This is a genomic window from Streptomyces sp. NPDC031466 (assembly GCF_055581265.1).
In genome coordinates this window covers 471,316-493,146 of the sequence record NZ_JBVIJT010000008.1, presented here as the reverse complement: position 1 = coordinate 493,146, position 21,831 = coordinate 471,316, and the positions used below count along the sequence as shown (strand labels likewise).

The window sequence follows — 21,831 nt, the reverse complement described above, 5'->3', positions numbered from 1 at the left end:
GCGCTTCCCTTCGGTGTTTCTTTTGTTCTTGCGTTTCCGACTCTATCAGACTCTTTCGTGTCCGATTTCCTCGGTGCCTTTCCGGTTCCCGCTCCGGCCTTTCGGCTTTCGCGTTTCCCTTTCCGGCGGCTCCGACATTATCAGATCTCATTCGACTCTCTGACCACGGTCACCGCGGCATGCGGAACCAGACTCAGGGATAGGATCTGTCGTGAAGGATGTCGCCGAGCCGGGACGCTGAACCGCGTCCCACGACCTCAGGCAGAGTCCGACTCTACATCGCCGCACGGGTGGGCGCAAATCGTTTGTGCTGCTCCCCTACGTCCGTCAACCGGGATCTGTCGTGCGGAACCGGGACTTCTTATGACTTACGCTTCTGATCAGCGCGTCGTCCAGGACAGGTAGCGACGGCGGCTACGAATCTCCACCCCCTGGGAGGCATGCCATGACCAGTGTTTCGTCCCCGCTTGCAGGACGCGCCATTGGACTGTCCGCAGTACCGGATCCCGTCTTCTCAGGTGCCATGGTCGGCCCTGGTACGGCCATTGATCCCGTGCGCGAGGCTTCCGAGGCGGTCTCCCCCGTGGACGGCATCATCGTCTCTCTTCACCCCCACGCCTTCGTGGTGGTCGACGATCAGGGTCACGGCGTCCTGACTCACCTCGGCATCGACACGGTTCAGCTCAACGGTGAGGGCTTCGAGCTCCTCGTCAACAAGGGGGACACCGTGCGGCGCGGCCAGGCCGTGGTGCGCTGGAACCCCGCCGCCGTCGAGGCCGCCGGCAAGTCCCCCGTGTGCCCCGTCGTGGCCCTCGAAGCCACGGCCGAGTCCCTCTCCGCGCTGGTCGAGGACGGCGACGTGAAGACCGGCGACGCGCTCTTCGCCTGGAAGTGACGTCATCGCCGTCACTGACGGCGCTCAGCACAATCAACGCGGCGGCTTCGGTCGCCGCACTATCGGAGACGGGTGAGATGGAGACAACGCTGCGAGGCGTCGGTGTGAGCCACGGTGTGGCGATCGGCGAGGTTCGGCACATGGGCACGGCGGTTCTCGAGCCGCCGGCCAAGCAGATTCCCGCGGAGGAGGCCGAGCGCGAACAGGGGCGCGCCCGCCAGGCCGTGGAAGCTGTGGCGGCCGACCTGAATGCACGCGGCAATCTGGCCGGTGGCGAGGCCCAGGCGGTGCTCGAGGCGCAGGCCATGATCGCTCAGGACCCGGAGCTCATGTCTGACGTCGACCGACGCATCACCGTCGGCAGCACGGCCGAGCGCGCGGTCTACGATGCGTTCTCCCACTACCGTGAACTGCTGGCGGGCGCCGGTGAGTACATGGCCGGGCGGGTGGCTGACCTCGACGACGTGCGGAATCGCATCGTCGCGCGGCTGCTCGGTGTTCCGATGCCGGGTGTGCCGGACAGCGACGAGCCGTACGTACTGATCGCCCGGGACCTGGCGCCCGCGGACACGGCTCTGCTCGACCCGGCGCTAGTGCTCGGTTTCGTCACGGAAGAGGGCGGCCCGACCAGCCACAGCGCGATCCTCGCCCGGGCGCTCGGTGTGCCCGCCGTCGTGGCGCTGCCGGGTGCCGGTGAGCTCGCCGAGGGCACGGTCGTGGCCGTCGACGGCAGCACCGGTGAGATCTTCGTGGACCCGAGCACCGAGAAGCGGGAGCAACTGGCGGCCGCCGCTGCCCAGCGCAAGGCCGCGCTCGCCGCGTCCACCGGGCCGGGGGCGACGTCCGACGGGCACAAGGTGCCGCTGCTCGCCAACGTCGGTGGTCCCGCCGATGTGCCGGCGGCCGTCGAGGCGGGTGCCGAGGGCGTCGGTCTCTTCCGTACCGAGTTCCTCTTCCTGGACGACAGCACCAAGGCGCCGTCCGAGGAGAAGCAGATCGAGGCGTACCGCAAGGTTCTCGAGGCCTTCCCCGAGGGCCGTGTCGTCGTGCGGGTCCTGGACGCCGGTGCGGACAAACCGCTCGACTTCCTGACGCCGGGCGACGAGCCGAACCCGGCGCTGGGCGTGCGGGGTCTGCGGACGCTGCTCGATCACCCGGAGGTGCTGCGCACGCAGCTGACCGCGCTGGCCAAGGCCGCCGAGGGACTGCCGGTCTACCTCGAGGTCATGGCTCCCATGGTCGCGGACCGCACCGACGCCAAGGCGTTCGCGGACGCGTGCCGTGAGGCCGGGCTGCGGGCGAAGTTCGGCGCGATGGTGGAGATCCCGTCGGCGGCTCTGCGGGCGCGCTCGATCCTGCAGGAGGTCGAGTTCCTCTCGCTCGGCACCAACGACCTCGCGCAGTACGCCTTCGCGGCCGACCGGCAGGTCGGGGCCGTGTCCCGGCTGCAGGACCCGTGGCAGCCCGCGCTGCTCGACCTGGTCTCGATGTCCGCGGAGGCGGCGAGGGCCGAGGGCAAGAGCTGCGGCGTGTGCGGCGAGGCCGCGTCCGACCCGCTGCTCGCGTGTGTGCTGACCGGTCTGGGTGTCACCTCCCTGTCGATGGGTGCGGCGTCCATTCCCTACGTGCGGGCGACGCTCGCCAAGTACACGCTGGCCCAGTGCGAGCGCGCCGCCTCAGCGGCCCGTGCCGCGGACACCGCCGAGGAGGCCCGCAAGGCCGCGCAGGCGGTCCTCTCGGGCGAGTAGGCGCGTAGGCGCACGGCCGCTTGCTCCCGTAGGGGGCGTCCCACCGAGCCGGTGGGACGCCCCCTACTGCGTTCAGTGCGTGTGCCCCCTTTCCGGTCCGTCGTCCTCCAGGTCGGGTGCCGCGCAGTAGTCGACGCCGGATTCGGGGGCCACGATGTCTCCCGAGATGGCGTCGGTGCAGTACGCGTCGAAGACCTCGGCGGCGGTGAGGGGATGGAGTCGCCCGCCGCTCATGCGCCAGCCCTGGACGCGGTCGCGGGTGCCTTCGGCGATGCAGCGCAGCACCATGCCCGCCGGGCGGTGGGCGGCGATGCCGACCGCGAGGACCGTGGCGAACTCCAGTGCTTCGGTGTCATCGAGCTGGGCGCTGCCGTCCGCGTCGACTTCCACGTGCAGCGCGGCCAGGAGGGTCTCGGCTTCGGAGGGCACGCTGCACACCAGGTGCCGGATGCCGGGGCCCGCGGTGTGGAGGGCCCGGGTGATCAGTTCCGATGCTCGGGCGAACGCGGCGCGGCCGACGTCCTCGCCGCAGGTGGCGCAGGGACCGGAGCGGGCGAGCACCATCGTCGCGTACTCCCAGGTCGCCTGTCGGACCGCCTGGTCGACCAGGTCGGGGAGGAGGTCGGCGAGGGGCTGGCCGTCGTAGGGCACGGTGGGGCCGCCCGCTGCCAGTTCCGCGGTGAAGCGGGTGCGGCTGACGGGGGTGTCGGGGTCCAGACCGGCCTCCGCGCAGTACTCCTCGTACTCCTCGGGGTCGAAGAGGGTGAGGGTGGTGTGCCTGCCCTGCGACGCGAGCGTCTTGAGCAGGGCTTCGACCTGCTGGAGGTAGATGTCGTGGTCGTCGAAGGTGAAGGTGCGGTAGCGACGCATCGCCGCGAAGTCCTCCTCATCGGCCAGCAGGCCGATGGTTCCGGCGACTTCGCGGCGCAGAGCACGTCGCATCGTGTCGTTTCGGGTGTGCGCCATGATTCCCCCTGCACTCGGTCGATCAATGCTCACTCAGAGTAACCATGAGCACTGACAACGCCGCTGAGCTGGGGGAAGACGGGTCAGCGGCGCTTGCGGGCGAGGTCCTCGTAGAAGCGGAGGAGGTCAAGGTCGTCGACCGAGCCGGGGTTGACCGCCTTGTTCAGCGGTGTGCCTTGCAGGAGTCGCTTGACCGGGACCTCGATGCGCTTGCCGGTGAGGGTGTGCGGGATGCCGGGGACCTCGACGACCTCGTCGGGGACGTGGCGCGGGGAGAGCTGCTCGCGGATGGTCCGCTTGATGCGGTCGCGCAGGGTGTCGTCGAGCCGCGCGCCGGGCGCGAGGTGGACGAAGAGCGGCATCCAGTAGCCGCCGTCGGGCTCTTCGACGCCGATGACGAGGGATTCGCGGATCTCGGGCAGGCGCTCGACGGCTTCGTAGATGTCGGCGGAGCCCATGCGGACGCCCTGGCGGTTGAGCGTGGAGTCGGAACGGCCGTGGATGATCACGGAGCCGCGTGAGGTGAGGGTGATCCAGTCGCCGTGGCGCCATACGCCGGGATAGGTGTCGAAGTAGCTGTCGTGGTAGCGGGTGCCCTCCGGGTCGTTCCAGAAGTGGATGGGCATGGAGGGCATGGGGTTGGTGACGACCAGTTCGCCGACCTCGTCGGTGAGCGGCTTGCCCTGGGGGTCCCACGACTGGAGGTCCGTGCCGAGGCAGGGGGCCTGGAGTTCGCCGATGTGGACGGGGAGCGTGGGGACGGCGCCGGCGAAGCAGGAGCAGACGTCCGTGCCGCCGCTGACCGATGCCGTCCACAGGCCGCCGGGGGTCTGCGCGAACTCGTCGTGGAGCCAGCGGAAGCCGTCGGGCGGCAGGGGGGAGCCGGTGGTCGCGACGCACTTGACGCGGGAGAGGTCGAAGTCGCGGGCCGGGTGGACGTCCGCCTTGCGGCAGGCCATGACGTAGGCGGCCGAGGTGCCGTAGAGGGTGGCTCCGGTGCGCTCGGCGACGCGCCACTGGGCGCCGGTGTCGGGGTAGCCCGGGCTGCCGTCGTACAGGACGATGGTGGTGCCCGTCAGGAGGCCGGAGACGAGGAAGTTCCACATCATCCAGCCGGTCGAGGTGTACCAGAAGAAGCGGTCGTCGGGGCCCAGGTCGCAGTGCAGGCCGAGCTGTTTGAGGTGCTCGACGAGGATGCCTCCCTGGGACTGGACGATGGCCTTGGGCAGGCCGGTGGTGCCGGAGGAGTACAGCACCCACAAGGGGTGGTCGAAGGGCACCGCTTCGAAGACGGGTGCCACGTCGGCCGCGGTGAGCGCGGACCACTCCAGGGCGCCTTCGGGGGCGTCGGTGCCGAGCAGCGGGATGTGGACGACCGCGCGGAGGCCGGGCAGTTCGGAGCGGAGTTCGGCGACGGTGTCGCGGCGGTCGTGTTCCTTGCCCCCGTAGCGGTAGCCGTCGACGGTGAACAGGACGACCGGCTCGACCTGCTGGAAGCGGTCCAGGACGCTGCGAGCGCCGAAGTCGGGGGCGCAGGAGGTCCAGACGGCTCCGACGGCGGCGGTGGCCAGGAGCGCGACGACGGCCTGGGGGATGTTCGGCAGGTAGCCGCTGACGCGGTCGCCGGGGCGTACGCCGAGTGAGCGCAGTTCCGCGGCCAGGGAGCCGACTTGTCGGCGCAGTTCGGCCCAGGTGACGGGCCGCGGGTCGTGGCTCTCGTCGACGTACAGGAGGGCCGGGGTGTCCGCGCGCGCGGGGTCCTCGGCCGCGCGCAGGGCGTGCTCGGCGTAGTTGAGGGTGGATCCGGGGAACCATTGGGCGCCCGGCATCGAGCGGTCACCCAGCACGCGCGCGTAGGGCGTCGAGAAGCGGACGTCGAACCAGTCGGTGACGGCCTTCCAGAAGGCCTCGAGGTCGGTCACCGACCAGTGGTGCAGCGCTTCGTAGCCCCCGTCGGCCGGCGCGCCGTGGTGCTCGGCGGCCCAGGCCTGGAACCGGGTGACCTGCGCTGCGGCGATCCTCTCCGGGCTCGGCTGCCAGAGCGGCGCAGGGTTCGCTGAGGACGTCATGGGGCGGCTCCCGGACTGTACGCGTCGTATGCGTGTGGAGTGCGCACGTGCTGGGTGTGCGCGTGGACACGGCTGCAAGGGACGATGCCATGTGATCGACTTCCGCACCAGGGTGTGCCCCGCGCGGTCGGTCCGCCCGTTGTGCGCCCGCCCGTAGGTGAACGGCAGCTGAACGAACCACATGTCTGGCGTTTTCGGTGGCAGGGTGAGCGGCATGAGCGGTCGTGACCTGGTGCGTTCGGTGAAGGCGGTCGGCATGGTCGGCACGGCGCGGGGGTTGCGCACGGTGCGTTCGTCGTGGCGCAGATGGCGGGCGGATGCGACGGGGTCGGCCTCCCGGGGTGGGGAGCGTGCGCGGGTGCCCGGCCCCGTGGTGAGGGTGGAGCCGGGGCCCGGCGGTGGGGTGGTGCGGTTCGCGCGGTCCGAGCTGCGGGTGCGGGTGACGTCCGGTGGTGCCGTCTTCTGGGGGTGGGACGGCGCGGGGCCGGAGCCGTCGTACGGGTTGCGGGGCGTCAGTCCGGAGGCGGATCCACGGGCGGTCCTGGAGCCGGACAAGGCGGGCGGCTGGCGGGTGGTGTCGGAGCGGGCGACGGTGGTCGTGTCGCGTCAGGGGGCCGTCGAGCTGCGCACCCCGGGCGGGGTGATGCTGCGGCGTGATCTGCCGCCGCGCTGGTGGGAGTCGCCCGAGGGGGGTGTGGCCCGCTGGGTGCAGCGGTCGGAGGTGCCGGCCGACGCGCGGTTCTTTGGACTCGGGGGGCGGGCCGGCGGGCCTCGGCTGCGGGACGGGGCATACCGGTTGTGGAACACCGATCCGGGGGGCGGCTTCGGGGCGGGGGACGATCCGTTGTCCGTCACGATGCCGGTGCAGGTGGTGGTGGCCGACGCCGGTACGCATCTGGTCTTCCACGACAACACGTGGGAGGGCGAGGTCCTGGTCCGGGAGGGGCAGGAGGGGGCCGGGTCGGGACATGACCGGGGCGGCTCGTGTGAGGTGCGGATGACGGGCGGACCGCTGCGTTGCTGGGCGATGGTCGGTACTCCCGCGCGCGTGCTGCACATCTGGGCGTCGCTGACGGGTCCGCCCGCGCTGCCGCCGTCGTGGGCTCTCGGGCACCATCGCGCGTGGCGGGGGCCCGGGGGCGAGGAGGAGGTGCGGCGGATCGCCGCCGCCCATCAGGAGCACGGGTTGCCGCTGGACGCCTTGCATCTGGGCATCGCGCACGGTGAGGCGCATCAGGTGTTCACCGTCGACAAGGGGCGCTTCCCGAAACTGCCGCAGTTCGCGGACGAGTTGCGCAGGGAAGGGACGCGGCTGGTGTCGGTCGTGGGTCCGGCGGTGAAGGCCGGGCCGGGTGTCGGGGCGTACGACAGCGGGGTGGCGGCCGACGTGTTCGTGCGGGACGCGGCGGGGCGCCGGGTGCGCGGTGTCGCGTGGCCCGGCGATGTGCTGTATCCGGACTTCACCGGGCCACGCGTGCGGGAGTGGTGGGGCCGTCTCTACGAGGAGCGGCTCGACCAGGGGTTCTCGGGTTTCTGGCACGACATGGACGAGCCGGTGTCGTTCGCCGCGTTCGGGGAGGCGACGCTGCCGCGTTCGGCGCGGCATTCGCTGGAGGGGCGGGGCGGGGATCACCGGGAGGCCCACAACGTATACGGGCTGGCGATGGCTCGTGCCGCGTACGAAGGGCTGCGGGAGGTGCTTCCCGAGGAGCGGCCCTTCTTGTTCTCGCGTTCCGGGTGGGTGGGGATGCAGCGCTACGGAGGGGCGTGGTCCGGCGCCGTGTCGACGGACTGGCCGGGGCTGCGGGCCGCACTGTCGCTGGTGTTGGGGCTCGGCCTGTGCGGTGTGCCGTACTCCGGTCCTGATGTGGGCGGGATCGACGACAGCCCCTCTCCGGAGCTGTACCTGCGCTGGTTGCAACTGGGGGCGTACCTGCCCCTGTTCCGTACGCGGGCGGGTGTGGGAGGCGGTCGGCGCGAGCCCTGGGAGTTCGGTGCGGAAGTGCTGGGGCACGCGCGCGTGGCGCTCCTGGAGCGCAGGCGTCTGCTGCCGTATTTCGTGACGCTCGCCCAGCTGGCCCGGCGTACGGGGGCGCCTTATGTGCGGCCTTTGTGGTGGGGCTGTCCCGAGGACAGGGCGCTGCGCGAGTGCGGGGACGCGTTCTTGCTCGGGGATTCCTTGCTGGTGGCGCCGGTGCTGGAGAGCGGCGTGCGGGAGCGGGCGGTGCGGTTGCCGCCGGGGCGGTGGTACGACACGGCGACCGGAAAGGCGTACGCGGGTCCCGGCCAGGTGCGGGTGGACGCGCCGCTGTCGCGCGTTCCGGTGTTCGCGCGGGCGGGCACGGTGCTGCCGGTGCAGGGGCGTGACGGCGGCCTTGAACTGGAGGCGTGGGCGCCGGCCGAGGGGCGTACGGGGAGCGGTCTGGTGATCGCCGATGCCGGTGACGGGTGGGAGGAGCCGGAGGTCGAGAGGTTCACGACACGGTGGAGCGCGGGGCGTGTGCTCGTCGAGAGGGACGGCGGCGAGGACGGGAGGGCGGCGCCGGGGCGGCCGGTGCGGGTGCGGGGGCTCGGGCTCGCCGAGGGGTAGGGCGGGCGGCGTACGCGCCGCACGGTGCGGTTCCGGCTGCGGCTGACTGCCAGCTGCCGCTGAGTTCCGGCTGTGGCTCGGCCCGGGACACGGCTCGGTTCCGGCCACGGCCAGTTCCCGCGCACGGCCTGGTCTTGGCTGGGGCTCGTTCTCGGCCACTGCTCGATCCTGGTCGCGGCTGGTTACCCTGCGGCGGCTCACTCCGGGGGGCGGCTTTCCCGGGGGGCTCACCCCGGGAACAGTGGGAAGTGCGGGCCAGGGGTCAGATGTAACGGCCCTCGAACCACGCGCGTGCCGCCAGGGTGTGGAGCGGGAAGGCCAGTTCGGCGGGGCGGCGCAGTATGTGCCAGCCCTCGGTCTCGTCCGTCGGTACGGAGGCCGGCAGGTCGGCGGCCGGGCGTTCGGGGAGCAGGCCGAAGATCAGGAGGTAGCCCTCGGGGTCGCTGGCCGCGTCGATCAGGCGGATGTCGCGGCTCTGGGCGCTGATGCCGGTCTCCTCCTTCAGCTCGCGCACGACGGCGTGCCGCCAGTCCTCCCGGTCGTCGACGAAACCGCCGGGCAGGGCGATGCCGCCGAGCGCGGGGGCGATGGTGCGGGTCACGACGACCAGGCCGGTGCCCTGGGTGTCGTACACGGGCTGGAGGGCCACCGCCACGGGAAGCGGATTGCGGTAGGCCACGGTTGTGCAGGCGGCGCAGGTGCGGGGCCAGCCGGAGGGCTGGTCTTCGTAGGGTGCTCCGCAGCTCGAACAGTGGGAGCCCGGGGCGGAGTTGGTGAGGTGTGGGGATGCGGACACGCCGCGGACTGTATCCGATCTCCCAGGCGTCGGTCTTCCCTGGTCGGGGGTGATCCTGGTAGACGCAGGGGCATGACAGCATTTGCCCCTGTTCTGCGTGCCCTCGCCGCCGGCGCCGCCGCTCTGCTGGCCGTGGCGGCGGCCCCCTCCCCCGCGTACGCCAGACCGGAGCCGAAGGCTCCGAAGGAGTTCGTGGCGTTGCGCGACGTCGACCCGACGATCATCCAGGAGATGCGCTACATCACGCCCCACAACTTCGTGGGCGAGCCCATAGACGGCTACAAGAAGCCGATGTGCATCCTCACCGCGCCCGCGGCGAAGGCGCTGCACAAGGCGCAGCGCTCGTTGCTGCGCAAGGGTTACTCCCTGAAGGTGTACGACTGCTACCGGCCGCAGCGGGCCGTGGACCAGTTCGTGCGGTGGGCCAAGGATCTGGACGACGAGCGCATGAAGGCGGAGTTCTATCCCCATGTCGACAAGTCACGGCTGTTCGCGGACGGTTACATCGCGGAGAAGTCCGGGCACAGCCGCGGTTCGACGGTGGATCTGACCGTCGTGAGGCTGCCGGCCCTGCCGACGCGTCCATATGTGCCCGGCGAGTCGTTGGCGCCGTGTCATGCGCCCCGCAGCGAGCGCTTCCCGGACAACTCCGTCGACATGGGGACGGGGTTCGACTGCTTCGACACGCTGTCGCACACGGACGATCCACGCGTGACGGGCAAGCAGCGGGCCCACCGCGACTTGCTGAGGGGCGCGCTGTCCGAGGCGGGGTTCGTCAATCTTCCCGAGGAGTGGTGGCACTTCACCCACAAGCCCGAGCTGTTTCCCGACACGTACTTCGACTTCCCCGTCTCGCGGCGATCGCTGACGGGGCACTGACGGGCGGCGCGCACGGCGCAGGAGAGGGCGACCGGGGCCACCCCCGTCGGTCCCGGTCGCCCTCTCCGATACTCGGACGCGAAAGCGGGCTTTCCGGTTCCCCCGGCGCCGACCTGCGCGGTCCTCGGATTTCGTGGTCTCCGGCTTCCGCTCCCCTCACGAAACGCGGATGCCCGTGGCACACTCCTGACGACCCGTCAGTTCAAGTGCCATGGAGGAGCCTTGTCGCGTACGCGCACACCTGTAGTGGCCGACTGGTTCGCCGGGGAGGGGGAGAGTTTCCGTCTGCTGGGGACACGTTGCTCGGCCTGCGCCTGCGTTTTCTTCCCGCGTGAGGACGGCTACTGCCGCAATCCCGGCTGCCCGGGCGGTGATCTCGTCGAGGTGCCGCTGTCCCGGCGCGGGCGCGTCTGGTCGTACACCGACGGGCGCTACCGCCCGCCCGCGCCCTACCCGTCCGACCCGGAACTTCCCTGGCGCCCGTACACGTTGATCGCTGTGGAGCTGGAGGCGGAGCGCATGGTGGTGCTCGGGCAGGCGGCTCCCGGCGTCTCGGTCACCGACCTGGAGGTGGGCATGGAGGTGGAGGTCGTCCCCGGCGTGCTCCACGAGGACGAGGCGACGACCTGGACGACCTGGCACTGGCGGCCCGTGGGGGTGAGCGCATGAGCGGCGAGGTGGCGGTGCTCGGCGCGGGCATGCACCCCTGGGGGAAGTGGGGGCGCGGCTTCGTCGAGTACGGGGTGGTGGCGGCGCGCGCCGCCCTCTCGGACGCCGGGGTCGACTGGCGGGACGTCGGTTCGATCGTGGGCGCCGATACGGTCCGTGGCGGCTATCCGGGTCATGTCGCCGGGGCGACGTTCGCCAAGGCGCTCGGCTGGCAGGGGGCGCGGGTGGCGAGCGTGTACGCGGCGTGCGCGTCCGGCGCCCAGGCCATTGCCGTCGCGCGGACCCAGATCCTCGCCGGCATGGCCGACGTGGTCCTGGTGGTCGGGGCCGACGCGGCTCCCAAGGGGTTCTTCCGGCCCGCCGGCGGCGATCGGCCCGATGACCCCGACTGGCTGCGGTTCCGTGTCCTCGGTGCGACCAACCCGGCGTACTTCGGGCTCTACGCCCGCCGCCGGATGGCGGTGCACGGCGACACACCGGAGGACTTCGCCCAGGTCAAGGTGAAGAACGCGGCGATGGGCGCCCTCAATGGGAACGCCCGCTACCGCAAGGCAGTCGCGGCCGAGGAGGTCGCCGCCTCGGCGGTCGTCGCCGATCCGTTGCGGCTGCTCGACATCTGCGCCACCTCGGACGGAGGCGCTGCCCTGGTGCTGTCCAGCATGGAGTTCGCCCGGCGGCACGGCGCGCCGGACCCGGTGCGCATCCGCGCGGTGTCCACGGTGACGCCGACGTACCCGAGCGCGGTACTGGACCTGCCGGACATCGCCACGGACTCCGCGGCGGTCGTGGCGCCCGCCGGCGAGACGTTCCGGGCGTCCATCGCGCGAGCGGCCTACGAAGAGGCGGGCATAGGTCCCGAAGACATATCCGTGGCGGAGGTGTACGACCTGTCCACCGCTCTCGAACTGCAATGGTACGAGGACCTCGGGCTCTGCGGCGAGGGCCAGGGGGCGAAGCTGCTGCGGGACGGGGTGACGGCCATCGGCGGGCGCGTGCCCGTGAACACCAGTGGGGGGCTCGCGTCCTTCGGTGAGGCCGTGCCGGCCCAGGCGCTCGCGCAAGTCTGCGAGATCACCTGGCAGTTGCGGGGCGCCGCCGGACCTCGGCAGGTCATGGGCGCGCGCGTGGGGCTCACCGCGAACCAGGGGCTTTTCGGCCACGGGTCAGCGGTCGTCGCGGTGCGCTGATGCGCTTCCGGGACGCCCCGGGAGGAAGGTGTCACACCGGTTAACCGTTGCCGTCCGCGACCTTGACGCTCCATCACCGCCGGTGAACACTTCCGGTGTCAGTCGGCGTCGCCGCACCTCGGCTCCACGCGCGCACAGAGCCTCTGCGCGTGCGAAAGGTCCGCACGCAGGACCTGGTCAGCGGGGCATCCCCCATGGGCGATGCGACTGCCACGGCATGCTTGCACGGACGCCGGGCAGGGCGCGGGAGACTCTCTGCCCCCGGCTGCGTCAGCCGGTCGTATCCAGGCGCCGGCCGTGGTAAACGCACCCTGCACGGAGTACCGGGGCGCACTGCCCCGGGCGAGGGCCTAGGAGCCGCCATGTACTCGAACGGGGACATCTTCGTCGGTGAGGTCATCGGCACCGCGATCCTGATCCTGCTCGGCGCCGGCGTGTGCGCCGCCGTCACGCTCAGCCACTCGAAGGCGAAGGCCTCCGGGTGGGTCGTCATCGCCTTCGGATGGGGTTTCGGAGTGCTCGCGGGCGCCTACACCGCGGGGCCGCTCTCCGGCGGGCACCTCAATCCGGCCGTCACGCTCGGCATCGCCATCGACACCGGTGAGTGGGGCAAGGTCTGGGTCTACGTGCTCGGCCAGCTGGTCGGCGCGATGCTCGGCGCCGTGCTCGCCTACCTCGTGTACCTGGCCCAGTTCAACGCCAATGGCGCGCGAGGCGTGAAGGACACGGTGACCGGCGCGCACGAGCCGACACCGACACTCGGCATCTTCTCGACCATCCCGGAGATCAGGAACCCGGTCGCCAACGTCATCACCGAGGTCATCGCGACCGTCGCGCTGGTGCTGCCGATCCTCGCCTTCGGGCTCACCAAGGGCCTCGGCGAGTCCGGCACGCAGACGCTGATCGTTTCCTTCCTCGTCGTCGGCATCGGTCTCTCCCTCGGCGGCCCCACGGGCTACGCCATCAACCCGGCGCGCGACCTCGGTCCGCGCATCGTGCACGCGTTCCTGCCGATCCCCGACAAGGGCACGTCCGACTGGAGCTACGCCTGGGTTCCGGTGGCCGGACCGCTGATCGGCGGCGCCCTCGCGGGCCTCATCTACAACGCAGCCTTCTGAGTCCTCCCACCAAGGAGTAGCCATGCCGGACAGCTCCGGGAAGTTCGTCGCCGCCATCGACCAGGGCACCACCTCCAGCCGCTGCATCATCTTCGACCAGGGCGGCGCGATCGTCGCCGTGGACCAGCGCGAGCACCGCCAGATCTTCCCCAAGCCCGGCTGGGTGGAGCACGACGCCACCGAGATCTGGTCCAAGGTGCAGGCGGTGGTCGCGGGGGCGATCGCCAAGGCCGGGCTCCGCGCCGACCAGGTGAGCGCCCTCGGCATCACCAACCAGCGCGAGACGACGGTCCTGTGGGACCGCGCCACGGGCAAGCCCGTGCACAACGCGATCGTCTGGCAGGACACCCGTACCTCGGGGCTCTGCGACGACCTGGGCGGCACGGACGGCCAGGACCGCTTCCGCGAACAGACGGGGCTGCCGCTCGCCAGCTACTTCTCCGGGCCCAAGGCGGCCTGGCTGCTGGACAACGTGCCGGGGCTACGGGCGCGCGCCGAGCGGGGTGAGATCGCGTTCGGCACCATCGACTCCTGGCTGATCTGGAACCTCACGGGCGGCACGGACGGCGGCAAGCACGTCACCGACGTCACCAACGCGGGCCGCACCATGCTGATGAACCTCCAGACGCTCCAGTGGGAGCAGTCGATCCTGTCGGCGATGAACATCCCGGAGGCGATGCTGCCGGAGATCAGGTCGTCGTCCGAGGTGTACGGCACGGCCGTGGGGCAGCTCTCCGGGGTGCCCGTCGCCTCCGCGCTCGGCGACCAGCAGGCGGCGGTGTTCGGGCAGGCCTGCTATGACACGGGGACGGCCAAGAACACGTACGGCACGGGCAGTTTCCTGCTCCTGAACACCGGTGACCGGCCCGTTCCCTCGAAGAACGGGCTGCTCACGACCATGGGCTACAAGATCGGCTCCGAGGCGCCCGTGTACTGCCTGGAGGGGTCGATCGCGATCACCGGCGCCCTGGTGCAGTGGTTCCGCGACCAACTCGGCATCATCCGCCACGCCGACGAGATCGAGACCCTCGCCCAGAGCGTGGACGACAACGGCGGGGCGTACATCGTGCCCGCCTTCTCCGGGCTGTACGCGCCGTACTGGCGCTCGGACGCGCGCGGTGTCGTCACGGGGCTCACCCGGTACGTCACCAAGGCGCACCTCGCGCGCGCGGTCCTGGAGGCCACGAGCTGGCAGACCCGTGAAGTGGTCGACGCCATGTACCAGGACTCCGGGGTACGGATCACGACCCTCAAGGTGGACGGCGGCATGACGAAGAACAATCTGCTGATGCAACATCAGGCAGATGTCCTCGGGGTACCGGTGATCAGGCCGAAGGTGTCCGAGACGACGTGCCTGGGCGCCGCCTACGCGGCAGGGCTCGCGACCGGCGTGTGGCACGACCTCGACGAGCTGAAGGCGCACTGGCAGCGGGATGTCGAGTGGTCGCCGCGGATGGACGCGGCCACGCGGGACAAGGAGTACCACCACTGGCGCAAGGCGGTGGAGCGGAGTTTCGGCTGGCTGGAGGACGGCGAAGGCTGAGCCGAGCGAGCCACGGCCCGTACCCCGGTCGGCGGGGGTACGGGCCGTGCCCCCGGGCCGTCACGTAATGGAAAGACCTGACTGCCTGGCAGAGGGGCCTGTCACGTCGTCGCCGGCTCCCTGGCCGCCGCGGCCGCCGCCATCGCGTGTTCGACGACGTCGATGAGGACGTCCTTGACGGACTCCCGATCACGCGCGTCACAGAGCACGACAGGCACTCTGTCGTCGAGATCGAGCGCCTGCCTGACGACGTCCGCGGGGTAACGGGAGGCGCCCTCGAAGCAGTTGACGCCGACGACGAACGGTATGGAGCGCCGCTCGAAGTAGTCGACGGCGGCGAAGCAGTCCTCCAGGCGGCGGGTGTCGGCGAGGACCACCGCGCCGAGCGCCCCCGTCGCCAGCTCGTCCCACAGGAACCAGAAGCGGTCCTGCCCCGGCGTGCCGAAGAGGTACAGGACGAGGTCCTCGCGCAGGGTGATGCGGCCGAAGTCCATGGCCACGGTGGTGGTGCGCTTGCCCGCGACACCCCGGGTGTCGTCGACGGGCCGGCCGGCCTCGCTCAGGGTCTCCTCGGTGCGCAGCGGCTTGATCTCGCTGACCGCGCCGACCAGGGTCGTCTTGCCGACGCCGAAGCCTCCCGCCACCAGGATCTTCAGGGTCACCGGCTCGACGGCGGCCTTGCCGCGCTCAGTACGCCGGAAGATCATCGTTCACTTCTCCTGGATCAGTGGTGTCACGCGGGGCCGGTCCGTATCCGCCGCCGCCAGGGGTCTCGCTCACGAAGGGGTGGCCGGGCCCGGCCACCCCCACACGCCGTTCAAAGGGCCCGCAGGCCGCTGATCACATCGCGCAGGATGCTCTCGTCCGGCAGCTCGGCCGGGGGGACGGGCCGGGTCACGTGCACCAGTTCGTCGTCCACCAGGTCACCGATGAGCACGCGGATCACACCGACGGGCAGGTCCAGTTCGGCCGCCAGTTCGGCGACGGACTGCGGCGCGTCCCGGCACAGCTCCACGATGTCCACGTGCTCCGGGGACAGCCTCTGGTCCGCCTCCGGATCGGCCGCGGCCCGCTCCCCGGCCATGACGACCGCGATCAGGTCGAGGCGGTGCTGGGCGGGGCTCGTGGTGCGACCGCGCGTCATGGCGTACGGGCGTACGACGGGGCCGGCGTCGTCGTCGAACCAGCGGGGCGTCTCCGGTGGCCCCGGCGTCTCCCGGGGCGCCGCCTGCCGTGGTGCCGTGCCCCGGGGCCGGGGCAGCCCCGGCACCCCCGCTCGTCCGGGTATCCCGCGCAGTGCCTTCGTTCTCTGCGTCCCTCGACCGTCGTGGCTCATGCCCTCCCACTACCCTCCCGCGGGCAGGTCCGTGCGCGGTGCCGTACCCAGATGCACACCCACCCTCTTGACCAGCAGCGTCATTTCGTAGGCCACCAGGCCGACGTCGGAGTCGGCTTCCGCGAGGACGGCGAGGCAGCTGCCGTCGCCCGCGGCCGTGACGAAGAGGAACGCGTCGTCGAGCTCGACCACGGTCTGGCGGACCCTGCCCGCCTCGAAGTGACGGCCCACGCCCTTGGCGAGGCTGTGGAACCCGGAGGCGACGGCGGCGAGGTGCTCGCTGTCCTCCCTCGTCAGGTTCTTGGACACGCCGGTGGGCAGGCCGTCGCCGGAGAGGACGAGCGCCTTGCGGATGCCGGCGACGCGCTGCACCAGGTCGTCCAGGAGCCAGTTCAGCTCACCCGGCCCCCCGCTCGTGGTGGTGTGTACGTCGGCCTTCGGTGCGGTCATCGACCGTTCCCCTCAGATGTCGTTCCTGGTGCTGTGCCGTCCGCGGCGTCGTCCCCGGCGGCGTTCTCGTCGCGGCCGCGCTGCCAGCCCCTCTGGAGGGAGGCCATGCGGCTGCGTACCTCTTCCGCGTCGCGCTCCTCCGGCCGGGTCCCGGCGCGGTCGGAGCGGCGGTCGGGGCCGTCCTTCAACTGCGGGGCGAGGCTGGCCTGCCGGACGCGGCGGGGCAGTCCGCCCGGGTCGGTCGTGGGGGCGTCCTCCCGGGTGCCGCGGCCCGGGGCGGCACCGCCCTGCGGGCCGGTTCGACGGGAGCGCCGGGGCAGTTCGGGCGCCGGGCCGGCGGCGGTGACGTCCTGGTGCGGCGGTGACAGGTCGGGCCAGGTGGGCCGCTGCCGGGGCACCGGGGGCCGCGGGGCGTCGTCCTCGGCCGCGGGGGCCAGGGGCCGGCCGTTGTCCTGCGGCCGGGTGTGCGTCACGGGGCGCCCGTGCGAGCTGACCAGCTTCGGGGTCCTGCGGCGCGGCAGCGGCCGGGGCCCCGCAAAGAGGCCGTCCTCGGCGAAGCGGCCGTCGGCGAGGTCGTCGCCGGGGCGGGCCGAGGACTCGGGCCGGGCCGGGGTCAGGTCGCGGCGGGTCGGTTCGGGCCGGCCCGTCTCGTGGTCGTCACGGGCCTGCTGGTGCTGTTCGCCGGGTGCGTCCGCCACCCGGCGGCGGGGGCGGAAGAGGTCGCCGCGCTCGCTGTCGTCGTCGCCGAGTGCCCCGGGGAAGGGGTCGAGGTCTCCCATGCCGACGGGCGCCTCCAGTTCCACCGGCCCGTCCAGCACGGAGGCGGGCAGACCGGGGAGCCGCACGGGCACCTGGGCCAGCGCCGCCGCGCGGTCGGCCGCCTCGTCCGTACTGGGCACGGTCTCCCTGGTCCGGGACCGGTCGAGGCGGAAACCGGCGCCGGCGGTGTCGGGCACGTCGTCGGTGAGGAGGCCCTCGGGGATGAAGACGACGGCGGTCGTGCCGCCGTACGGAGAGGGCTGGAGGGAGACGCGGACCCGCTGGCGCTGCGCGAGCCGGCTGACGACGAAGAGGCCGAGCCGGTCGGTGTCCGACAGTTCGAACTCGGGGGTCTCGGCGAGGCGGAGGTTCGCGTCGAGGAGGGCGTCGGCGGCCATGCCGAGTCCCCGGTCGTGGATCTCCAGGGTGAAGCCGTTGGCCACGTGCTCGCCGAGGACCTGCACGGCGGTGTGCGGGGGCGAGAACACCGTGGCGTTCTCCAGGAGTTCGGCCAGCAGGTGCGTGAGGTCGGCCACGGCCGGGCCGGTGACCGCGATGCGGGGCAGGCGGCGCACTTCGATGCGCTCGTAGTCCTCGACCTCGGCGACGGCGGCGCGCACGACGTCCATGAGTTGGACGGGCTTGCGCCACTGCCGTGACGGGGCGGCTCCGGAGAGGATCACCAGGCCTTCGGCGTGGCGCCGCATGCGGGTGGTCAGGTGGTCGAGCCGGAAGAGGTCGGCCAGTTCGTCGGTGTCCTCGGTCCTGCGCTCCATGGCGTCCAGGAGCGTGAGCTGCTTGTGCAGCAGGACCTGGCTGCGGCGGGCGAGGTTGACGAAGACCTCCGAGACACCGCGCCGCAGGTCCGCCTGTTTGACGGTGGCCTCGACGGCGGCGCGCTGCAGGGTGTTGAGGGCCTGCCCGACCTGTCCGATCTCGTCCTTGTCGTACGTGAGCCGGGGCGCCTCGGTCTCCACGTCGACCTGTTCGCCGGCCGCCAGGCGGCGCAGTACGCCGGGCAGGCGGACGCCGGACGCCTCGTGGGCCTCCAGCCGCAGCCGGCGCAGGTCGCGGATGAGACCGCGTCCGATGCGTACGGACATGAAGAGCGAGACCAGCAGCGCGAGCAGGCCGAGGACGCCGGCGAGGACGACGCGCACGACCACCCAGACGGCGGCAGGCTCGACGCGTTCCTGGAAGCGGTCGCTCGCCTCGACGTCGCGCTTGGCGAGGTCCTTGAGGGTGCGGCCCGCCGTCTCGTCCCAGTGTGCGGACGTCACCGCGTGCGGGGTGCCCGGCGCGGACTCGATGACGTCTTTCTCGGCCTTGCGCAGCTGGGTGGTCTCGGCGCCGTTCCAGTAGCGCTCGTAGCGGGCGCGTTCGTCCTCGGGCAGCGGCGGGAGGTTCACCTCGTACAGGAGGGTGCGCTGTGCCCTCAGCTCGGCGACCTGGCGGATCTCGTCCCGGGTGACGCGGCCGGAGACGAGTGCCGACGCGAGCAGCGCGTCCTCTCGTGCGAGCAGTTCACGCGCGCGTGCGACACCGATCAGCGCGCGGCCCTGCTGATCGAGGCCGGCGTCGTCGAGGCCGTTGAGGGTGGTGAGCAGGCTGAAGCAGGGGTCGATCAGCTTGGCGTACATCTTCAGGGCGCCCGCGCGGGTGACCGTGCCCTCTTCGACGGTGCGGCGCAGCGACTCGATGCCGTCGAAGGCGTCGAGGAGCGAGGCGAGCCGCTGCTGGGAGTTGCCGTCGATGCTGTCGCGGACGTCCTCGTCCTCGGCGTTCGCGCGGACCTCGGCGATCATGTCGTCGGTCACGTCACGGCTGCGGCGCAGGGCCGCGAGGGCGTCGGAGGCGCGTGGGTCGGCGAGGTGGACGAGGGTCTGGCGGCGCTCCTGCTGGAGCACGCGGACCGTGTCCTCGATGGGGTAGCCGATCTTGTCGACGATGTTGGCCGAGTCGAGCAGGGCGCTCGCCTCGCGGCCGGTGATGACGGTGGCGAAACCCCAGATCGCGGTCAGGGAAACCAGCGGCACGAGCAGCAGTGCCACGATCTTCCGGCGGATGGACTTCCCGCGAAAGCGCATGGCCTCCCCCAGATCGGCCCCTGCGGCCGTTGCACGGGCCAGGGGCACACATGTGCGTCAACAAACGGCGCGAGCCTACTACTGACCTCCGAGCAACTCGAAGACACATCCGAACGCTTTTCGGCCGTGACGAGAAAGGAGCGTCCCTAGTTGTCCCCCCATTACGGGAGATTGCGTCCCAGCATGTGGGGCATCGCGCCGGGCCTCATCGGCCGTACGTGGTACGCCAGTTGGCCGGAACTCTTCGCTTCGCGGAACCGGAGCGGGAATCTTTCCGATCTCTCGTTCGTCGGTCAGGGAGAGACGGTGAAGAGTGGTCGGACCGCGGGTGGGCCGAGGGGCGGGCGGCATAAAGGGCAGTAAACCGGGCAGCCACAGGTGAGTTGGGTCGAAGAGCGTCCCCGGAGGGTTGTTCGTGAAGGACCGCGAAGCGGCGGGGGGAGTGACGAGATGACGGGCACGGCGGAGCGCCACAGGGCGTCTGGGAGCGACGAGGCGGCATGGGCCGCGGCGCGGGGCGCCTCCCGGCAGGGGGCCGGGAGACCGAGTTCCGCGCCGAGCGGGCGCAGTTCCACCGGGCAGGTACGGCAGACCGTTGCCACACCGGCGCGGGAGCGGTCGGCGCCGCGCCCACCGTTGTGGGTGGAAGAGCCCGCTCGCAGACGGCGGTTGCCGGACCCGGTGCGGACGGCTGCCGTACGGGCCGTGATCATCGTGGCGGTCACCCTCGTGCAGGCGATGGTGGCCTTCCTCGCCGCCCTCGCGGGGTCCTGGCTCTCCTTCCCCATGGTCCTGAGCAGTGTGGCCAGCACGGTCGTGGCCACCTGGGGCGTCCTGGACGTGTGGGTGACCCGCCAGGTGTGGAACCAACGACACGGGGTGGTGTCCGTGCCCAGCAGTACGGCACGGCAGCTGCGGCGCGAGCGGCGCCGGGCCCGCCGCCAGGAACGGGCCGCGGAGCGCGGCAAGGTGCCCATACGGGTGCGCGTGCGCAGGCGCCAAGGGGCGGGGCAGCTGTCGCACCCGTGAGGAGTGGGGCGGCGGTTACGGGGTGGGCTCGGGGTCCGCAAGGTGTGGACGCCGGTCAGGGCGGGACCGGGACCCGTGAGGCGCCGCGCTGACGTGCCGGTGGCGAGGACCACGCCGTCGCTCCCCAGCGTCCGGCCGCCCTCCAGGACGACCGCGCGGTCGGCGGACGCTCATACGGGGCCCGCGGGCGCTTGTACGGGTCCTGCGGGCGCTTGTACGTGCCCTCTGGAATTCGTGCGCGGCCCGCGGCGGTTCTCACGCGGCTGATCCTTCCTCGGCGGTGGCCAGCCGCACGCGGATCATGCCGTCCTCGACGTATACCTGGTGGGTACGGACGGGACGGCGCGCGGGCGGGCAGGTGGGGCGCCCGGTGCGGAGGTCGAATACCGCGGCATGCAGGGGGCATTCCACCAGGCAGCCCTCCAGCCACCCCTCCGACAGGGAAGCGTCCTGGTGGCTGCACGTGTCGTCGATGGCGAACAGCTCGCCGTCGGCGTTGAACACCGCGACGGGCGGTGTGGTGTCGAGGCGGACGGACTCGCCCGCGGGGAGGTCTTCGAGGCGGCAGACGGAAATCATGGGCCCCCCTCTGGTGTCGTTCGGCCCGGTCCTCGCCCCTTCGGGGGCCAAGGCCCTTCGATAGCATGACGTTTCACATGGCGCACGAAGGAGCGCTGTACGCAACAGAGTCCGGTCGGGATGCCCGTCGCGTCAAGGGCTTCCCGAAGACGCGGCCTCAAAGGGCCGCGAGGTGGTGAGAGTCGACAATGAGCGGCACAGGGAAGCAGCCGAAGGCGGCCGCCGGCTCGGTGCAGTCCGTGGACCGCGCCGTGAGCGTCCTGGAGATCCTCGCGCGGCACGGTGAGGCCGGAGTGACGGATATCGCCGATGAGTTGGGCGTCCACAAGTCGACGGCCTTCCGGCTCCTCGGGGTGCTGGAGAACCGCGGCCTGGTCGGCCAGGCCAAGGACCGCGGGAAGTACTTCCTGGGCGCGGGCGTACTGCGCCTCGCGGGGGCGGCGGCCGTGCGCATGGACATCTCCCAGGAGGGCGGCCCGGTCTGCCGCGAACTCGCGGACGAGCTGGGCGAGACCGTCAACATCGCGGTCCTGGACGACGACGCCGCCGTCAACATCATGCAGGCCCGCGGGCCCGCCTCGGTGACCGCGCAGAACTGGCTCGGCCGCCGCACCCCGCTGCACGCCACGTCCAGCGGCAAGGTGCTGCTCGCACACCTGCCGACGACGCTGCGCGAGGGCCTGATCGCCCGCACACTGCCCCGCATGACCGAGCACACGGTGACCGGCGCGGTGGCGCTGCGCGGCGAGCTGGAGGCCGTGGTCGGGCAGGGCTTCGCCGTCGCCGTCGAGGAGTTGGAGGTGGGCCTCGCCGCCGTCGCGGCGCCGGTGCGGGCACACGACGGCAAGGTCATCGGGGCGCTCAGCACGTCGGGGCCGGTGTACCGGCTGACCGAGGACCGCCTGACCGAACTGGCCAAGCGGACGGTCGCGGCGTCCGTGGAGCTGTCCCGGCGGATGGGGTACGGCTTCTGACACCTGGGGCACGGCTTCGGACAGATGGGGCGCCGCCCCCTTGACGGCCTCTCGGTGGCGTTCCCAGTATGTCTCTCATAGCGCAACCGGTCGTGCAGTACGCAACAGGATCTGCCTTCGTACGCATCCACGCCACCGAGCCGTGCGCAACAGCAGA

The 21,831-nt window shown here is 71.6% G+C and carries 18 protein-coding genes; 10 read left to right on the top strand and 8 right to left on the bottom strand.

What is annotated here, in order from left to right:
- Window positions 1–445 precede the first annotated feature (445 nt).
- Window positions 446–895 (top strand): PTS sugar transporter subunit IIA, encoded by a 450-nt coding sequence (locus tag ACZ5GP_RS22530; RefSeq protein ID WP_468752520.1) that lies wholly within the window; start codon window positions 446–448, stop codon window positions 893–895.
- Window positions 896–972: 77 nt separating this feature from the next.
- The gene (gene ptsP / locus ACZ5GP_RS22525) at window positions 973–2,643 is read left to right on the top strand and encodes a phosphoenolpyruvate--protein phosphotransferase (protein WP_468752519.1); all 1,671 of its coding nucleotides are present in this window, start codon (window positions 973–975) and stop codon (window positions 2,641–2,643) included.
- A 72-nt stretch (window positions 2,644–2,715) separates the two neighbouring features.
- On the opposite strand, the gene ACZ5GP_RS22520 is transcribed toward ptsP, so the two are convergent.
- Window positions 2,716–3,609, bottom strand: a complete 894-nt coding sequence (locus ACZ5GP_RS22520) for a hypothetical protein (protein WP_468752518.1) — start codon at window positions 3,607–3,609, stop codon at window positions 2,716–2,718.
- Between the two features lie 83 nt (window positions 3,610–3,692).
- Window positions 3,693–5,678, bottom strand: a complete 1,986-nt coding sequence (locus ACZ5GP_RS22515; RefSeq protein ID WP_468752517.1) for an acetoacetate--CoA ligase — start codon at window positions 5,676–5,678, stop codon at window positions 3,693–3,695.
- 214 nt (window positions 5,679–5,892) lie between these two features.
- Here ACZ5GP_RS22515 and ACZ5GP_RS22510 point away from each other — a divergent pair, with 214 nt between their 5' ends.
- A complete protein-coding gene (locus ACZ5GP_RS22510; protein ID WP_468752516.1) occupies window positions 5,893–8,268 on the top strand; it encodes a glycoside hydrolase family 31 protein in 2,376 nt (791 codons plus the stop codon).
- A gap of 262 nt (window positions 8,269–8,530) precedes the next feature.
- Here ACZ5GP_RS22510 and ACZ5GP_RS22505 read toward each other — a convergent pair whose 3' ends face one another.
- The gene (locus ACZ5GP_RS22505; RefSeq protein WP_468752515.1) at window positions 8,531–9,064 is read right to left on the bottom strand and encodes an NUDIX domain-containing protein; all 534 of its coding nucleotides are present in this window, start codon (window positions 9,062–9,064) and stop codon (window positions 8,531–8,533) included.
- A 72-nt stretch (window positions 9,065–9,136) separates the two neighbouring features.
- On the opposite strand from ACZ5GP_RS22505, the gene ACZ5GP_RS22500 reads away from it, so the two are divergent.
- From ACZ5GP_RS22500 to glpK, 5 genes are all read left to right on the top strand, one after another.
- Window positions 9,137–9,943, top strand: coding sequence for a M15 family metallopeptidase (locus ACZ5GP_RS22500; protein WP_468752514.1), 807 nt, complete (start codon window positions 9,137–9,139; stop codon window positions 9,941–9,943).
- Window positions 9,944–10,165: 222 nt separating this feature from the next.
- Window positions 10,166–10,612, top strand: a complete 447-nt coding sequence (locus tag ACZ5GP_RS22495; RefSeq protein ID WP_468752513.1) for a Zn-ribbon domain-containing OB-fold protein — start codon at window positions 10,166–10,168, stop codon at window positions 10,610–10,612.
- Entirely contained in the window at window positions 10,609–11,799 is a 1,191-nt protein-coding gene (locus tag ACZ5GP_RS22490; RefSeq protein WP_468752512.1) for a lipid-transfer protein, read from the top strand. The genes ACZ5GP_RS22495 and ACZ5GP_RS22490 overlap by 4 nt, the downstream gene beginning before the upstream one ends.
- A 362-nt stretch (window positions 11,800–12,161) precedes the next feature.
- Window positions 12,162–12,917: an MIP/aquaporin family protein gene (locus ACZ5GP_RS22485; RefSeq protein ID WP_468752511.1), complete on the top strand. Its 756-nt coding sequence runs from the start codon at window positions 12,162–12,164 to the stop codon at window positions 12,915–12,917.
- A 22-nt stretch (window positions 12,918–12,939) separates the two neighbouring features.
- Window positions 12,940–14,460, top strand: coding sequence for a glycerol kinase GlpK (gene glpK / locus ACZ5GP_RS22480; RefSeq protein ID WP_468752510.1), 1,521 nt, complete (start codon window positions 12,940–12,942; stop codon window positions 14,458–14,460).
- A gap of 101 nt (window positions 14,461–14,561) precedes the next feature.
- On the opposite strand, the gene ACZ5GP_RS22475 is transcribed toward glpK, so the two are convergent.
- The 4 genes from ACZ5GP_RS22475 to ACZ5GP_RS22460 all read right to left on the bottom strand — a co-directional run bounded on the left by ACZ5GP_RS22475 (window position 14,562) and on the right by ACZ5GP_RS22460 (window position 19,092).
- Window positions 14,562–15,167 carry a GTP-binding protein gene (locus tag ACZ5GP_RS22475; protein WP_468752509.1) on the bottom strand — a complete coding sequence of 202 codons (606 nt, stop codon included), beginning with the start codon at window positions 15,165–15,167 and terminating at the stop codon, window positions 14,562–14,564.
- 110 nt (window positions 15,168–15,277) lie between these two features.
- Window positions 15,278–15,721: a DUF742 domain-containing protein gene (locus ACZ5GP_RS22470; RefSeq protein ID WP_468752550.1), complete on the bottom strand. Its 444-nt coding sequence runs from the start codon at window positions 15,719–15,721 to the stop codon at window positions 15,278–15,280.
- 84 nt (window positions 15,722–15,805) lie between these two features.
- The gene (locus ACZ5GP_RS22465; RefSeq protein ID WP_468752508.1) at window positions 15,806–16,246 is read right to left on the bottom strand and encodes a roadblock/LC7 domain-containing protein; all 441 of its coding nucleotides are present in this window, start codon (window positions 16,244–16,246) and stop codon (window positions 15,806–15,808) included.
- Complete coding sequence (locus tag ACZ5GP_RS22460; RefSeq protein WP_468752507.1) at window positions 16,243–19,092, bottom strand: nitrate- and nitrite sensing domain-containing protein; 2,850 nt, start codon at window positions 19,090–19,092, stop codon at window positions 16,243–16,245. The genes ACZ5GP_RS22465 and ACZ5GP_RS22460 overlap by 4 nt, the downstream gene beginning before the upstream one ends.
- Before the next feature lie 450 nt (window positions 19,093–19,542).
- Between ACZ5GP_RS22460 and ACZ5GP_RS22455 the strand changes: the two genes are divergently transcribed.
- Entirely contained in the window at window positions 19,543–20,121 is a 579-nt protein-coding gene (locus ACZ5GP_RS22455; protein ID WP_468752506.1) for a hypothetical protein, read from the top strand.
- Window positions 20,122–20,376: 255 nt separating this feature from the next.
- Here the strand turns inward: ACZ5GP_RS22455 and ACZ5GP_RS22450 are convergent, their stop codons facing one another.
- Window positions 20,377–20,700, bottom strand: coding sequence for a bifunctional 3-phenylpropionate/cinnamic acid dioxygenase ferredoxin subunit (locus ACZ5GP_RS22450; RefSeq protein WP_468752505.1), 324 nt, complete (start codon window positions 20,698–20,700; stop codon window positions 20,377–20,379).
- Window positions 20,701–20,888: 188 nt separating this feature from the next.
- Here ACZ5GP_RS22450 and ACZ5GP_RS22445 point away from each other — a divergent pair, with 188 nt between their 5' ends.
- Entirely contained in the window at window positions 20,889–21,674 is a 786-nt protein-coding gene (locus ACZ5GP_RS22445) for an IclR family transcriptional regulator (RefSeq protein ID WP_468752504.1), read from the top strand.
- The last annotated feature ends 157 nt before the right edge of the window (window positions 21,675–21,831 follow it).

Excerpts from the sequence above, each read along its gene's own strand:
- glpK (WP_468752510.1), top strand. The coding sequence starts at position 12,940 with ATGCCGGACAGCTCCGGGAAGTTCGTCGCCGCCATCGACCAGGGCACC.
- ACZ5GP_RS22450 (WP_468752505.1), bottom strand. The coding sequence starts at position 20,700 with ATGATTTCCGTCTGCCGCCTCGAAGACCTCCCCGCGGGCGAGTCCGTC.
- ACZ5GP_RS22445 (WP_468752504.1), top strand. The coding sequence starts at position 20,889 with ATGAGCGGCACAGGGAAGCAGCCGAAGGCGGCCGCCGGCTCGGTGCAG.
- ACZ5GP_RS22530 (WP_468752520.1), top strand. The coding sequence starts at position 446 with ATGACCAGTGTTTCGTCCCCGCTTGCAGGACGCGCCATTGGACTGTCC.
- ACZ5GP_RS22455 (WP_468752506.1), top strand. The coding sequence starts at position 19,543 with ATGACGGGCACGGCGGAGCGCCACAGGGCGTCTGGGAGCGACGAGGCG.
- ACZ5GP_RS22460 (WP_468752507.1), bottom strand. The coding sequence starts at position 19,092 with ATGCGCTTTCGCGGGAAGTCCATCCGCCGGAAGATCGTGGCACTGCTG.
- ACZ5GP_RS22465 (WP_468752508.1), bottom strand. The coding sequence starts at position 16,246 with ATGACCGCACCGAAGGCCGACGTACACACCACCACGAGCGGGGGGCCG.
- ACZ5GP_RS22510 (WP_468752516.1), top strand. The coding sequence starts at position 5,893 with ATGAGCGGTCGTGACCTGGTGCGTTCGGTGAAGGCGGTCGGCATGGTC.
- ptsP (WP_468752519.1), top strand. The coding sequence starts at position 973 with ATGGAGACAACGCTGCGAGGCGTCGGTGTGAGCCACGGTGTGGCGATC.
- ACZ5GP_RS22485 (WP_468752511.1), top strand. The coding sequence starts at position 12,162 with ATGTACTCGAACGGGGACATCTTCGTCGGTGAGGTCATCGGCACCGCG.
- ACZ5GP_RS22475 (WP_468752509.1), bottom strand. The coding sequence starts at position 15,167 with ATGATCTTCCGGCGTACTGAGCGCGGCAAGGCCGCCGTCGAGCCGGTG.
- ACZ5GP_RS22520 (WP_468752518.1), bottom strand. The coding sequence starts at position 3,609 with ATGGCGCACACCCGAAACGACACGATGCGACGTGCTCTGCGCCGCGAA.
- ACZ5GP_RS22515 (WP_468752517.1), bottom strand. The coding sequence starts at position 5,678 with ATGACGTCCTCAGCGAACCCTGCGCCGCTCTGGCAGCCGAGCCCGGAG.
- ACZ5GP_RS22500 (WP_468752514.1), top strand. The coding sequence starts at position 9,137 with ATGACAGCATTTGCCCCTGTTCTGCGTGCCCTCGCCGCCGGCGCCGCC.
- ACZ5GP_RS22490 (WP_468752512.1), top strand. The coding sequence starts at position 10,609 with ATGAGCGGCGAGGTGGCGGTGCTCGGCGCGGGCATGCACCCCTGGGGG.